Annotated in this window: 14 protein-coding genes; 9 read left to right on the plus strand and 5 right to left on the minus strand. The window is 71.1% G+C overall.

Translation table 11 applies throughout. The features are described 5' to 3' along the window. Positions 1-47: 47 nt before the first annotated feature. Positions 48-800, minus strand: a complete 753-nt coding sequence (locus ACZ7LU_RS05600) for an enoyl-CoA hydratase/isomerase family protein (RefSeq protein WP_471915792.1) — start codon at positions 798-800, stop codon at positions 48-50. A 68-nt stretch (positions 801-868) separates the two neighbouring features. On the opposite strand from ACZ7LU_RS05600, the gene ACZ7LU_RS05605 reads away from it, so the two are divergent. Both ACZ7LU_RS05605 and ACZ7LU_RS05610 read left to right on the plus strand, forming a co-directional pair. Beyond that, the gene (locus tag ACZ7LU_RS05605; RefSeq protein WP_398299233.1) at positions 869-1501 is read left to right on the plus strand and encodes an HdeD family acid-resistance protein; all 633 of its coding nucleotides are present in this window, start codon (positions 869-871) and stop codon (positions 1499-1501) included. A 93-nt stretch (positions 1502-1594) separates the two neighbouring features. After that, positions 1595-2107: an ATP-binding protein gene (locus tag ACZ7LU_RS05610; protein ID WP_398299231.1), complete on the plus strand. Its 513-nt coding sequence runs from the start codon at positions 1595-1597 to the stop codon at positions 2105-2107. 7 nt (positions 2108-2114) lie between these two features. On the opposite strand, the gene idi is transcribed toward ACZ7LU_RS05610, so the two are convergent. The 4 genes from idi to galE all read right to left on the minus strand — a co-directional run bounded on the left by idi (position 2115) and on the right by galE (position 6402). Next, the gene (idi, locus tag ACZ7LU_RS05615; protein WP_398299229.1) at positions 2115-2708 is read right to left on the minus strand and encodes an isopentenyl-diphosphate Delta-isomerase; all 594 of its coding nucleotides are present in this window, start codon (positions 2706-2708) and stop codon (positions 2115-2117) included. Positions 2709-2852: 144 nt separating this feature from the next. Then, a complete protein-coding gene (locus ACZ7LU_RS05620) occupies positions 2853-4109 on the minus strand; it encodes a bifunctional class I SAM-dependent methyltransferase/N-acetyltransferase (protein ID WP_471915793.1) in 1257 nt (418 codons plus the stop codon). A 193-nt stretch (positions 4110-4302) separates the two neighbouring features. Next, positions 4303-5241, minus strand: a complete 939-nt coding sequence (locus tag ACZ7LU_RS05625) for a cation diffusion facilitator family transporter (protein WP_471915794.1) — start codon at positions 5239-5241, stop codon at positions 4303-4305. Between the two features lie 177 nt (positions 5242-5418). Continuing rightward, a complete protein-coding gene (galE, locus tag ACZ7LU_RS05630) occupies positions 5419-6402 on the minus strand; it encodes a UDP-glucose 4-epimerase GalE (protein WP_471915795.1) in 984 nt (327 codons plus the stop codon). 321 nt (positions 6403-6723) lie between these two features. On the opposite strand from galE, the gene ACZ7LU_RS05635 reads away from it, so the two are divergent. From ACZ7LU_RS05635 to ACZ7LU_RS05665, 7 genes are all read left to right on the plus strand, one after another. Then, a complete protein-coding gene (locus ACZ7LU_RS05635; RefSeq protein ID WP_398299977.1) occupies positions 6724-8529 on the plus strand; it encodes a DUF5941 domain-containing protein in 1806 nt (601 codons plus the stop codon). Beyond that, positions 8526-9263, plus strand: a complete 738-nt coding sequence (locus ACZ7LU_RS05640) for a phosphocholine cytidylyltransferase family protein (RefSeq protein WP_362995153.1) — start codon at positions 8526-8528, stop codon at positions 9261-9263. Before ACZ7LU_RS05635 ends, ACZ7LU_RS05640 begins: the two co-directional genes overlap by 4 nt. Beyond that, positions 9251-10318: an iron-containing alcohol dehydrogenase family protein gene (locus ACZ7LU_RS05645; protein WP_468085945.1), complete on the plus strand. Its 1068-nt coding sequence runs from the start codon at positions 9251-9253 to the stop codon at positions 10316-10318. Before ACZ7LU_RS05640 ends, ACZ7LU_RS05645 begins: the two co-directional genes overlap by 13 nt. Beyond that, positions 10296-11075: a CDP-alcohol phosphatidyltransferase family protein gene (locus tag ACZ7LU_RS05650; protein ID WP_223778111.1), complete on the plus strand. Its 780-nt coding sequence runs from the start codon at positions 10296-10298 to the stop codon at positions 11073-11075. The genes ACZ7LU_RS05645 and ACZ7LU_RS05650 overlap by 23 nt, the downstream gene beginning before the upstream one ends. Before the next feature lie 26 nt (positions 11076-11101). Then, positions 11102-11974, plus strand: a complete 873-nt coding sequence (locus ACZ7LU_RS05655) for a glycosyltransferase family 2 protein (protein WP_468086622.1) — start codon at positions 11102-11104, stop codon at positions 11972-11974. A 95-nt stretch (positions 11975-12069) separates the two neighbouring features. Then, complete coding sequence (locus ACZ7LU_RS05660; protein WP_398299218.1) at positions 12070-13008, plus strand: ABC transporter permease; 939 nt, start codon at positions 12070-12072, stop codon at positions 13006-13008. Beyond that, positions 13001-13786 (plus strand): ABC transporter ATP-binding protein, encoded by a 786-nt coding sequence (locus ACZ7LU_RS05665; RefSeq protein WP_398299216.1) that lies wholly within the window; start codon positions 13001-13003, stop codon positions 13784-13786. The genes ACZ7LU_RS05660 and ACZ7LU_RS05665 overlap by 8 nt, the downstream gene beginning before the upstream one ends. The last annotated feature ends 212 nt before the right edge of the window (positions 13787-13998 follow it).

The following is a 13998-nucleotide window of genomic DNA, read 5'->3' on the forward strand; positions in this document are numbered from 1 at the left end:
CGCCCGGCCCCGCCGGGCTCACCAGTGGGCGCCCGGCCCCGCCTGGCTCACTCGCCCCGCGCGGTCCAGGTGAAGTGCGGCTTTCTCCGCTCCAGGAACGCGGCGACACCTTCGGCGGTGTCGCCGCTCCCGCGTGCCTGCTCCGTCCAGTACGCGTCCCGGTCCGTGCGCCCCGCCGCGAACTCCTTGGCCGCCGCCTGCGTCAGCTGCGAGCGCGACGCGAGGACACGGGTGAACTCCGCGACGCGCTTGGCCAGTTCGCCGGAGGGCAGGACCTCGTCCACCAGACCGGTCCGCAGCGCCCGCTCCGCGTCGATCAACTCCCCGGAGAAGAGCAGGTACTTGGCGGTCGCGGGCCCCACCAGGGACACCAGGCGCCGGGTGGACGACGCCGGATAGACGATGCCCAACTTGGCGGGTGTGACACCGAACGAGGCGCCCTCGTCCGCGAACCTCAGGTCGCACGCCCCGGCCAGCTGCGCACCGCCGCCCACGCAGTAGCCCCGCACCGCCGCGAGCGTCGGCTTCGGGAAGGCGGCCAGGGCCTCCTCGGCCCGCACCGCGAGCTCCTGCGCGGCGCCCGGGGACTCACGCAGCGTGGAGATGTCGGCGCCCGCGCAGAAGGTGTCGCCCGCGCCGGTGAGCACGACGGCGCGCACGGCCGGGTCGGCGGCGAGCGCGGCGCAGAGCGGCGGCACCTGGCGCCACATGTCCGCGGTCATGGCGTTGCGCTTGGCCGGATGGTCGATGAGGACGGTGGCGACGCCGTCGGTGACGGTCTGCCTCAGCTGCGGCTCCATGCGCCGGATGCTATCCGCACCCCTCGAACGTACGATCAAGAAGGGGGCCGAGCGAGAGGGAGACGCCGATGGCCGGACCCAGGGACGACAGAGCCACCACGGAGGCCAGGACGGTCAGCCGCAGCTTCGGCTGGCTCGCCCTGCTCGGCGTGATCCTCGCGGTGGCCGGCGTCGTCGGCCTCGTCTACACCGGCTTCGCCACGCTGACCTCGATGCTCCTGTTCGGCTGGCTCCTGCTCGTCGGTGGCGTCGTCGGCCTGCTGCACGCCGTCCAGTCGCGGGGCAGCAGCTTCTTCTGGCTGGGCGTCGTGGTCGCCGCGCTGAACCTCGCGGCGGGCGTCGTGATCATCCGCAGACCCGAGGTGGCGGCGGAGGCGCTGACCATGTTCGCGGCCCTGCTCTTCCTCACCGGCGGGGTGTTCCGGCTGGTCGGCAGCCTGGTGGTGCGCGGCCCGCAGTTCGCCCTGACGCTCCTGCAGGGCGCCTTCGGCCTGCTGATCGGCATCCTGGTGCTCGCCGAGTGGCCCAGCAGCAGCCAGTACGTCATCGGGTGCTTCTTCTCCCTGACGCTGCTCTTCGACGGCCTCGGCCTGCTCGCCACGGGCATCGGCGGGCGCCGCATCGTCAGCCTCGTACAACCTGAAGAACACGCGAAGGCGAACCATGCACGGCAGGGCGAGCAGGACCAGTCGCACAGCTGACGGCGTCATGCGCCGTCGGTCAAAATCCGTCGATAGTCGCTGACTTCTGGTCAGTGGCGCGGTCCGGACCAGAGCTTTCCCAACACTCGATGTGTGGCGACAATCGAGCGCGAGGACGGCGACCGGACGATGCAGAGCGACGGGAGCGGGCCCGATCCACTCCCCAGAGGCGGCGGACCGGCGCCGTACGAGGGCGTGTGGCGCTTCACCGCCCCCGCCGTCGACGCCTCCGTCCCCCAGGCGCGGCACGCGGTGCGCGACCTGCTGGCCCGGCAGGGCGTACCGGCTCCGGACGACCTCTTGCAGGGCCTGCTGCTCATCGTCTCCGAGCTGGTCACCAACGCGGTGCGCCATGCGGCGCTGCTCTCGCCGATGCTCGCGGTGGAGGTCGCGGTCGGCGCCGAGTGGGTGCGGGTGTCCGTCGAGGACAACCACCCCTACCGTCCGACGGCCCTGGTGGCGGACCACGGCCAGACGGGCGGGCGGGGGCTGCTCCTCGTCCGTGAGATCACGGCGGAGGCGGGGGGCGCCTGCGACGTCGAGCACACCGCGAGCGGGGGCAAGGTCATCTGGGCGGCCCTGCCCCTCAAGCCCGGCCTCGGCTGACGACCGGCTACCAGCCCGCGGCGGGGCCGGTCAGCTCCTTGATCGCGGGCCGTGCCGCGTCGAGCACGGTCATGAACCATGCGGAGAACGGCTCCCGCTCGTGCCGCTCGGCCAGCTCCGCGGCCGTCACGAACGCGGTCCCGCCGATCTCGGCGGGGTCGGGGCGCAGCGGCGACTGCACCATGCCCACGAACAGGTGGTTGAACTCCTGCTCGACGAGCCCCGAGGCCGGGTCCGGGTGGTTGTAGCGCACCGTGCCCGCCTCGGCGAGCAGCGACGGCGACACACCCAGCTCCTCGTACGTACGCCTGGCCGCCGCGGCGAACGGCGCCTCGCCCGGGTAGGGATGGCCGCAACAGGTGTTCGACCAGACGCCGGGGGAGTGGTACTTGCCGAGGGCGCGCTGCTGCAGCAGCAGGCGCCCCTGCTCGTCGAAGAGGAAGACGGAGAACGCCCGGTGCAGCTGCCCGGGCGCCTGATGCGCGGAGAGTTTCTCCGCTGTGCCGATGGTCCTGCCGTCCTCGTCGACGAGTTCGAGCAAGATGGCTTCTCCGGTGCCGCTCGACGAGGTGTTCGCCGCGGTGGCAGGTGTGATCGGCATACGCATCCTTCGCTTCGGTCTTCGAGTCCCAAGTCTGCCGTACGTTCCGGACACCCCGGGCACTCATGGGACCCGCATGTCCCGCCGAACCGGAGCACGGCGGGACACACGCAGGGCGCTGTCAGACGTGCGCCCGCCGGAGCGTCAGACCCCGAAAGCGGCCGGGTACTGGATCATGCCCCGCGGCAGCCGCGCGGAATCGTCGGCTCCGTCCAGGACGAGCGCCATCATCGCCTCGTCGGGCACCTCGAAACCTGGCCGGATCCCGTACCCCGAAGCGGGCCTGAAACCGAACCGCGGATAGTACGAGGGATGCCCGAGCACGAGGACGAGCCGCTCTCCACGCGCGCGTGCCGCGTCGAGCACGGCCCGTACGACCGCCGAACCGGCCCCCGTCCGCTGGTACTCGGGCAGCGTGGCGACGGGCGCGAGCGCCAGCGCGGGCGCGCCGTCCACCCGGCAGCGGGTGATCAGCGCGTACGCGGCCACTGAACCGTCGGGCGCCTCCGCGACGTACGACAGGCCGGGAAGCCACGCCTCGGGGTCCGTGCGCAGGGCGTCGACCAGGTCGGCCTCCGCCTCCGTCTCGAAGGCGGCGGCGTTCACGGCGTGCACGGCGGCGACGTCGGCCGCGGTCTCCGGGCGGGTCGGCCAGGAGTCCGTCGGCCGCAGGACGTAGCCCGTGTAGCCGTACTCGCTCCCGTGTTCGCGCCGCATCGCGATCTCCTCGAGGGTGGCGGCGAGCGCCTCGGCCATGCCGGGAGCGCTCGGGTCCGCCGCGTCGGCCCGCGCGCCGAGCGGACCGTAGTACTCGTCCCAGTCGGACTCCGGCTGCGGGTGCACGCCGAGCACGGAGTACCCGGCGCCGGTCGCGGCCCGGATGTTCGCCTCGCCCGTGCGGAGCGCGTAGTGCCGCTCCCAGAAGGCGCGGGCCGCCGCGGACGGCTCGGCGGCCGTCCACTCGCACTCGGTGAGGACGAGCGCCCCGCCGGGCGCGAGCAGCCGCCGCCAGGCGCGCAGCGCGGTGTCGAAGCCGATGCCGTAGACCGAGCTCTCGGCCCAGACGAGGTCGAACGACCCGTCGGGGTAGGGGAGTTCGGCCATGTCGGCCTTGACGGTGGTGATCGATCCGCTGAGCCCGCGCGCCTCGGCGGACGCGTGGAGCTCGTCGAGGAACGGCTCGTGGAGATCGACGGCGGTCACCTCGGCGCCGGCCTCGGCGGCGAGCAGGAGCGCGGCCCGGCCGGGCCCGCAGCCCAGGTCGAGCACGCGCGGCCGCTCGGGCAGCGCCCCCGCGAGGGAGAGCAGCCGCCGGGTGGTGGCGTCGGAGCCGGGGCCCTGCCGCGGCAGACCGTGGTGCAGGGCGAAGAAGGCATGGTTGAAGGAAGCGTTGTCAGTCAACGTGGAAATCCTTGAGTGGAGGACCCGCGGACCTGACGTACGAACTGAGGGGTACGTGAGGTCAGACGCGCGCCCGGGAAGTGGGGATGCACGTGTCGCCGCGCAGAGCGGCGTCAGCCGTGACAGTCATCGACCCACCTCCGGGAACCCAAGAACTCCACCGACTCTAGCACCGGGGCCGGGGGAGGCGCCGTCAGTGGCAGAGCTTCGCCTCGTGCTCCGCGTGCCCGCTCGGCTCCAGCTGGAAGGTGCAGTGCTCGACGTCGAAGTGGTCTCCCAGGCAGCCCTGCAGCTCGTGCAGCATCTTCTCGTGCCCGATCGAGTCGAGGGTGTCGGAGCTCACCACGATGTGGGCGGAGAGGACGGGCATGCCCGAGGTGATCGTCCAGGCGTGCAGGTCGTGGACCTCCTCGACGCCCGGCAGGTCGAGTATGTGGGCCCGCACCTCCGCCATGTCGACGTCCTTGGGCGCCGACTCCAGGAGCACGTTCAGGGTCTCCTTGAGGAGCTTCACCGTCCGCGGGACGATCATGAAGCCGATGACGAGCGAGGCGATCGGGTCGGCGGCCTGCCAGCCGGTGAGCATGATCACGACCGCCGCGACGATGACCGTGACCGAGCCGAGGGTGTCCGCGACGACCTCCAGGAAGGCGCCCCGCACATTGAGGCTGTCCTTCTGGCCGCGCATGAGCAGCGAGAGCGAGACCACGTTCGCGACGAGGCCGAACACGCCGAAGTAGAGGGCGAGGCCGCCCTCGGTCTCCGCGGGCGTGACGAACCGCTCGACCGCCTCGAAGAGCACGTAGCCGCCCACGCCGAGCAGCAGCAGACAGTTCGCGAGCGCGGCGAGTATCTCGGCGCGGGCGTAGCCGAAGGTGCGGTTCTCGGTGGGCGGTCTGTTCGCGAAGTGGATCGCGAGCAGGGCCATGCCGAGGCCGACGGCGTCCGTGGCCATGTGCGTCGCGTCCGCGACGAGCGCGAGCGAGTCGGCGACGATGCCGCCCACGATCTGGGCCAGCATGACGGTGAGCGTGATGCAGAGCGCTGTCCGGAGCCGCCCCTTGTAGGCGTTGGCCGCGGTGCCCGTGGTGGGCGCCCCGTGCGTGTGTCCGTGATCGTGCCCAGCCCCCATGGAGCGGCCCTCCCGCGTCGGTCATCGGTCTGCTGTTCGCTGGTCGCGAGCCACAGTGAACTACGGGTGGGGGGTATCTGGCAACGCGGCACTGAACACCGTTATCACTCCACTGACCTGCGAAAATGGCAACGATTGCCGTCAAGCCGAGGGGTGCAGGTCAGGGGCCCGCGACGATCAGTCGCGGCGCGCCTCGGGGTGGTGAAGACACCATCCCGCCCAGGCCGACTCGACCATCTCGCGCACCCCGCGCCGGGCCGTCCAGCCGAGCTCCTCGGCCGCCAGGCTCGCGTCGGCCACCGCGCGCGGCGAGTCGCCGGCCCGGGCCGGCTCGACGAGCGCGGGCCGGGCGTCGCCGCTCACCTCGCCGATCAGCGTGACCAGTTCGCGTACGGAAACACCGCGGCCCCGGCCGATGTTCACGGTCAGATCGCCCTCGGCACCCGCCGCGAGCCGGCGGGCCGCCGCGAGGTGGGCCTCGGCGAGGTCCGAGACGTGCACATAGTCACGCACGCAGGTGCCGTCCGGCGTCGGGTGCGTGTCGCCGAAGATCCGCGGCGCCTCGTCGCGCCGCAGCCGGTCGAAGACCATCGGGATCACGTTGTAGACGCCGGTGTCCGCGAGCTCGGGCGCCGCGGCGCCCGCCACGTTGAAGTAGCGCAGACAGACGGTCGCGATGCCGTGCGCCCGCCCGGCCGCCCGCACCAGCCACTCACCGGCGAGCTTGGTCTCGCCGTAAGGGCTGACCGGGAGGCAGGGCGCGTCCTCACGGACGAGCTCGACGTCCGGCGGATTGCCGTACACCGCGGCCGACGAGGAGAACACGAACCGCTTGATGCCGGCCTCGGCGACCGCTTCGAGCAGCGTCGTCAGACCGCCCACGTTCTCCCGGTAGTAGCGCAACGGCTGCTCCACCGACTCCCCGACCTGCTTGCGGGCCGCGAGATGCACCACACCGGTGACGCCGTGCTCGGCGAAGACCCGGCGCAGCAGCTCCCCGTCCAGCGAGGAGCCCTTGACGAGGGGCATGTCCGCGGGCAGCCGCTGCGGCACCCCCGACGAGATGTCGTCGAGCACGACGACGTCCTCCCCGGCACCGGCCATGACCCGCGCCACATGTGCCCCGATGTATCCAGCCCCGCCTGTGATCAGCCATGTCATGGGCGCCCACCCTAAGCGAACTCGCTGTGCGGGCCCGGGGCGCCGGGCATGTGGCCCCTATCCGGGCAAGCCGGGCACGGGACGGGCGCGGTTTGTGGGCGCGGCCCCCCATCCACCATGATGATCGTGAAGGCCGAGGCCCTCGCAGGCCGCCCCAGGAGCCTGACACAGGCTCTATCAGGGCGTGAACGGGTGATGAACGCCCGCTTCCCATCATCCGATAGCCTCTGCCGACGTGCCGCCCGGCCGCCATGGCCAGGGGCGCTCCCCTTACGCATGTGCCCGGCGCGAGCCGCGCCGGTACTCAAGGAGTGAGTTCGTCTGTCGACCGCCATCCTCACCGGTCAGCCGGTCCCCGGGTCGCCGCTCGAAGGCGATCTGCGGTCCCTCGGCTTCGACGTGCGGGTCGCCTCCGACGCGGCGGACGCCGAGGCGCTGCTCGCCGCCGTCCCCGCCGACCAGCGGGTCGCGGTCGTCGACGCGCGCTTCGTCGGACACGTCCACGCGCTGCGCCTCGCCCTCACCGACCCCCGCTTCGCCGCCGCCGCGCTGCCCGGCGCCGTCACGGCCAAGCCGGCGGCCCGCGCCGCACTGACGCGCGCGCTGCGGGCCACCGTCGGCACGGCGAACGGCGTCGTGACGCTCGACGCGCTCCCGGACTCCGTCGCCGCGGCCATGGAGTCCGGCGCCACGGACGTGCACCGCCCCGAGCTCGGCACCCTCGTCGCCACCGTGCCCGGCGACCCCCAGACGCGGAACGAGGCACGTCAGGCCGTGGCGGCCGTGGACGACGAGGCGGTACGCCTGCGCACCGCGGTCAAGTCGCGGGACGGCTTCTTCACGACGTACTGCATCTCCCCGTACTCGCGCTACATCGCCCGCTGGTGCGCCCGCCGCGGCCTCACCCCGAACCAGGTCACCACCGCCTCGCTGCTCACCGCCCTGATCGCGGCGGGCTGCGCGGCGACCGGGACGCGCGGCGGCTTCGTCGCGGCCGGCCTGCTGCTGCTCTTCTCCTTCGTCCTGGACTGCACCGACGGGCAGCTCGCCCGCTACTCCCTGCAGTACTCGACGCTCGGCGCCTGGCTGGACGCGACGTTCGACCGCGCCAAGGAGTACGCCTACTACGCGGGCCTCGCGCTCGGCGCCGCACGCGGCGGCGACGACGTGTGGGCGCTGGCGCTCGGCGCGATGGTCCTGCAGACCTGCCGGCACGTCGTCGACTTCTCCTTCAACGAGGCGAACCACGACGCGACCGCCAACACCAGCCCCACCGCGGCCCTCTCGGACAAGCTCGACAGCGTCGGCTGGACGGTCTGGGTGCGCCGGATGATAGTCCTGCCCATCGGCGAACGCTGGGCGATGATCGCGGTGCTCACCGCGCTCACCACCCCGCGCATCACCCTTGTCGTCCTGCTCATCGGCTGCGCCCTCGCCGCCTGCTACACCACCGCCGGACGCGTCCTGCGGTCGCTGACCCGCAAGGCCACCCGCACCGACCGCGCCGCGACGGCGCTGTCCGACCTCGCCGACAACGGCCCCCTCGCCTCGGCCTTCTCCGCCCTCCGGCCACGGGTGACCTGGCTGCGTCCCGCCCCGGTGCTCGCCTTCGTCGGTGGTGCCGGGCTCGTCGGCACGGCGCTGGCCAACCCCTACGGCAGCCCCGTGGTCGTGGCCGCCGCGGCGCTGTACATCGCCCTGTCGGGCCTCGCCCTGATCCTGCCCCTCAAGGCCCCCCTCGACTGGCTGGTCCCGCCGTTCTTCCGCGCCGCCGAGTACGGCACGATCCTGGTCCTCGCGGCCAAGGCCGAGGTGAACGGAGCCCTTCCGGCGGCTTTCGGGCTGGTGGCCGCGGTCGCCTACCATCACTACGACACGGTGTACCGCATCAAGGGCGGCGCCGGCGCGCCTCCGCGCTGGCTGGTGCGGGCGATCGGCGGCCAGGAAGGCCGGATCCTCGTGGTCGCGCTGGCCGCAGCCCTGCTGCCCGCCACAGATTTTCCCGTCGCGCTCACGGCACTCGCCGTGGCCGTGGCACTCGTGGTGCTCGTCGAGAGCATCCGCTTCTGGGTCGCCGCCGAGAAACAGGGCGCACCCGCCGTACACGATGAAGGAGAACCCGCATGATCGGCCTCGTGCTGGCGGCCGGCGCCGGACGGCGTCTTCGCCCCTACACGGACACCCTGCCCAAGGCTCTGGTGCCCGTCGACGGTGAGACCACCATCCTCGACCTGACGCTCGGCAACTTCGCCGAGATCGGTCTGACCGAGGTCGCGATCATCGTCGGCTACAAGAAGGAGGCCGTCTACGAGCGCAAGGCGGCTCTGGAGGCGAAGTACGGCCTCAAGCTGACCCTGATCGACAACGACAAGGCCGAGGAGTGGAACAACGCCTACTCCCTGTGGTGCGGTCGTGACGCCATCAAGCACGACGTGATCCTCGCCAACGGCGACACCGTGCACCCGGTCTCCGTCGAGAAGACGCTGCTCGCCGCCCGCGGCAACGGCCAGAAGATCATCCTCGCCCTCGACACGGTGAAGCAGCTCGCCGACGAGGAGATGAAGGTCATCGTCGACGACGCCAAGGGCGTGCAGCGCATCACCAAGCTGATGGACCCCTCCGAGGCCACCGGCGAGTACATCGGCGTCACCCTCATCGAGGGCTCCGCCGCCGAGGAGCTCGCCGACGCGCTGAAGACCACCTTCGAGCGCGACCCCGACCTCTACTACGAGGACGGCTACCAGGAGCTCGTCAACCGCGGCTTCAAGGTCGACGTGGCCCCGATCGGCGACGTCAAGTGGGTCGAGATCGACAACCACGACGACCTCGCCAAGGGCCGGGAGATCGCGTGCCAGTACTGACGAGGCTCATCCCCTCGCCGGTCGTCGTCGACATCCGGCCGGGGGCGATCGACGACCTGGCCGGTGTCCTCGCCGACCAGCGGATCTGCTCGTCGACCGGCAAACTCGCCATCGCCATCAGCGGTGGCTCGGGCGCGGTGCTCCGCGAGCGGCTGATGCCCTCGCTGAGCGGCGCGGAGTGGTTCGAGGTCGGTGGCGGCACGCTCGACGACGCCATCAAGCTCGCCGATGCCATCAAGAAGTCCGGCCGCTACGACGCGATCGTCGGCCTCGGCGGCGGAAAGATCATCGACTGCGCCAAGTACGCCGCGGCGCGCGTCGGTCTGCCGCTGGTCGCCGTCGCGACGAACCTGTCGCACGACGGCCTCTGCTCGCCGGTCGCGACCCTCGACAACGACGCGGGCCGCGGCTCGTACGGCGTGCCGAACCCCATCGCGGTCGTCATCGACCTCGACATCATCCGCGAGGCCCCGGTCCGCTTCGTCCGCTCCGGCATCGGCGACGCGCTGTCCAACATCTCCGCGATCCGCGACTGGGAGCTCGCCGCCCGTGAGCGCGGCGAGGACATCGACGGCCTCGCGGCCGCGATGGCCCGGCAGGCCGGTGAGGCGGTCCTGCGCCACCCCGGCGGCGTCGGCGACGACGGTTTCCTCCAGGTGCTCGCCGAGGGCCTGGTGCTCACCGGCATCGCGATGTCGATCTCGGGCGACTCCCGCCCCGCGTCGGGCGCCTGCCACGAGATCAACCACGCCTTCGACCTCCTCTTCCCCAAGCGCGCCGCCAGCCACGGCGAGCAGTGCGGCCTCGGCGCGGCCTTCGCGATGCACCTGCGCGGTGCCCGCGAGGAGTCCGCGTACATGGCCCAGGTGCTGCGCCGCCACGGCCTGCCCGTGCTGCCGGAGGAGATCGGGTTCACCGTGGACGAGTTCGTGAAGGTCGTGGAGTTCGCTCCGCAGACCCGGCCGGGCCGCTACACGATCCTGGAACACCTCGACCTGTCCACCGACCAGATCAGGGACGCATACGCCGACTATGCAAAAGCCATCGGTAGCTGAGCTCCGCCCGGTTGTTCACCCCCCGGGGGTGAAGGACCGGCGCAGCGGCGAACACTGGGCCGGCCGGCTCTACATGCGCGAGGTCTCCCTGCGCATCGACCGGCACCTGGTGAACACGCGGGTCACGCCCAACCAGCTGACCTACGTGATGACCGTCGCCGGCGCCCTCGCCGCCCCGGCCCTGCTGGTGCCGGGGATCACGGGCGCCGTGCTCGGCGTGCTCGCGGTCCAGCTGTACCTGCTGCTCGACTGCGTCGACGGCGAGATCGCCCGCTGGAAGAAGCAGTACTCGATGGCCGGCGTCTACCTGGACCGGGTCGCCGCCTACCTGTGCGACGCCGCGGTCCTGGTCGGCTTCGGCCTGCGCGCCGCCGACCTGTGGGGCTCCGGGCGCATCGACTGGCTGTGGGCCTTCCTCGGCACCCTGGCCGCCCTCGGCGCGATCCTGATCAAGGCCGAGACCGACCTCGTCGGTGTCGCCCGGCACCAGACGGGCAAGGAGCCGGTCAAGGAGTCGGCGTCCGAGCCGCGCTCCTCCGGCATGGCGCTGGCCCGCAAGGCCGCCGCCGCGCTGAAGTTCCACCGGCTGATCCTCGGCGTCGAGGCGTCCCTGCTGATCCTGGTCCTCGCGATCGTGGACCAGGCCCGGGGCGACCTGTTCTTCTCGCGCGTCGGCGTCGCGGTCCTCGCGGGCATCGCGATGCTCCAGACCCTGCTCCACCTCGTGTCCATCCTCGTATCGAGCAGGTTGAAGTGAACACCCCGAGCACTCCGGCAGAGAAGCTGAAGGTCGGCGCCGTCATCATCACGATGGGCAACCGGCCGCAGGAGCTGCGCGCCCTCCTCGACTCGGTCGCCAAGCAGGACGGCGACCCGGTCGAGGTGGTCGTGGTCGGCAACGGCGCCCCGGTGCCGGACGTCCCCGACGGCGTGCGCACCGTCGAGCTGCCCGAGAACCTCGGCATCCCGGGCGGCCGCAACGTCGGCATCGAGGCCTTCGGGCCCGGCGGCACCGACGTCGACATCCTGCTCTTCCTGGACGACGACGGCCTCCTCGCGAACATGGACACGGCACAGCTGTGCCGCCAGGCCTTCGCCGCCGATCCGGAGCTCGGCATCATCAGCTTCCGCATCGCGGACCCGGACACGGGGGAGACCCAGCGCCGCCACGTGCCGCGGCTGCGGGCCTCCGACCCGATGCGCTCCTCGCGCGTGACGACCTTCCTCGGCGGCGCCAACGCCGTCCGTACGAAGGTCATCGCCGAGGTCGGCGGGCTGCCCGGCGAGTTCTTCTACGCGCACGAGGAGACCGACCTCGCCTGGCGCGCGCTGAACGCCGGCTGGATGATCGACTACCGCTCCGACATGGTGCTTCTCCACCCGACGACGGCCCCCTCCCGGCACGCGGTCTACCACCGGATGGTGGCCCGCAACCGCGTCTGGCTGGCCCGTCGCAACCTTCCCGCGCTCCTGGTCCCGGTCTACCTCGGCGTCTGGATGCTCCTCACCCTCGCCCGGCGCCCCTCGGGCCCCGCCCTGAAGGCCTGGTTCGGCGGGTTCAAGGAAGGCTGGACGACGCCCTGCGGACCGCGCAGGCCGATGAAGTGGCGTACGGTATGGCGGCTGACGCGACTGGGCCGACCTCCTGTCATCTGACAAGCTCGGGTCTGAGAGCATTCGGGCCATACCCCGGTCCCTGGCCCACGCCTATGCCCGACCGGCTGCGCATCTGAAGACGAAAGTTTCCACTCGTGAGTGAGACAACGCATGACGGCGGAGTCACGGTGACAGCATCCCCGTCGACACCGCCGCCCGATGACGGGCTCTCCCGCGCCGAACTCGCCGCCAAGTACGGTCTGACCGTCAGCGGCGCCCGGCCCGGACTTTTCGAGTACGTCCGCCAGCTCTGGGGACGGCGCCACTTCATCCTCGCCTTCTCCCAGGCGAAGCTCACCGCCCAGTACAGCCAGGCCAAGCTCGGCCAGCTGTGGCAGGTGGCGACGCCGCTCCTGAACGCGCTCGTCTACTTCCTGATCTTCGGTCTGATCCTGAAGGCGGACCGCGGCTTCGAGCGTGAGGTCTACATCCCGTTCCTGGTCACCGGCGTCTTCGTCTTCACCTTCACGCAGAGCTCGGTGATGGCGGGCGTCAGGGCGATCGCGGGCAACCTCGGCCTCGTCCGCGCGCTGCACTTCCCACGGGCCTCGCTGCCGATCTCGTTCTCGCTGCAGCAGCTCCAGCAGCTGCTGTTCTCGATGATCGTGCTGTTCCTCATCACGATCGGCTTCGGCAGCTACCCCAAGCTGTCGTGGCTGCTGATCCTCCCGGTCCTGATCCTGCAGTTCATGTTCAACACGGGCCTCGCGATGATCATGGCCCGGCTGGGCAGCAAGACCCCCGACCTCGCGCAGCTGATGCCGTTCGTGATGCGTACATGGATGTACGCGTCCGGCGTGATGTTCTCCATCCCGGTCATGCTGGAGGACCATCCCGCCTGGATCGCGGACATCCTGCAGTGGAACCCCGCGGCCATCTACATGGACCTGATGCGCTTCGCACTCATCGACGGCTACGGCAGCGAGTACCTGCCGACGCACGTCTGGGCGGTCGCGGCGGGCTGGGCCGTGCTGGTCGCCGCCGGCGGCTTCGTGTACTTCTGGAAGGCTGAGGAGCGCTACGGCCGTGGCTGACGACAAGAATGCCGACAAGGGGCACATCCCCACCGTCATCGCTGACGAGCTGCACATCGTCTACCGCGTCAACGGCGCGAAGACCGGCAAGGGCAGCGCCACCTCCGCCCTGAGCCGCATCCTCCGGCGCGGCGAGGAACGCGGTGTGCGCAAGGTGCACGCCGTCCGCGGCGTCAGCTTCACCGCCTACCGCGGCGAGGCCATCGGCCTCATCGGCTCGAACGGCTCCGGCAAGTCCACCCTGCTCCGTGCCATCGCGGGGCTGCTCCCCGCCGAGCAGGGCAAGGTCTACACCGACGGCCAGCCCTCGCTGCTCGGCGTCAACGCGGCCCTGATGAACGATCTGACCGGTGAGCGCAACGTCATCCTCGGCGGTCTCGCGATGGGCATGACCCGCGAGCAGATCAAGGAGCGCTACCAGGAGATCGTCGACTTCTCCGGCATCAACGAAAAGGGCGACTTCATCACCCTGCCGATGCGCACCTACTCCTCGGGCATGGCGGCCCGCCTGCGGTTCTCCATCGCGGCCGCCAAGGACCACGACGTCCTCATGATCGACGAGGCCCTGGCCACCGGCGACCGCAAGTTCCAGAAGCGCTCCGAGGCCCGCATCCGCGAGCTCCGCAAGGAGGCCGGCACGGTCTTCCTGGTCAGCCACAACAACAAGTCGATCCGCGACACCTGCGACCGCGTGCTGTGGCTGGAGCGCGGCGAGCTGCGCATGGACGGGCCGACCGACGAGGTCATCAAGGAGTACGAGAAGTTCACGGGCAAGTAGCCCGATCGAGCCACCGGGCGTGCACCCGTTCGGCAGCAGTGCCCCGCCGGGAGGAATCCGGCGGGGCACTGTCGTGACATGGTGTCCCCGAGGTCCCTCGCGCCCCTCAACTCACCGCTGGAAAAGGTAGTTTGACGCCAATCGGTGTGTTGTTGTGATGCGCCGAACACCCCGACGATGCGGGAGGGGTTGTACAACGTAAGCTGTACCGG

The organism is Streptomyces sp. NPDC039462 (assembly GCF_055639375.1).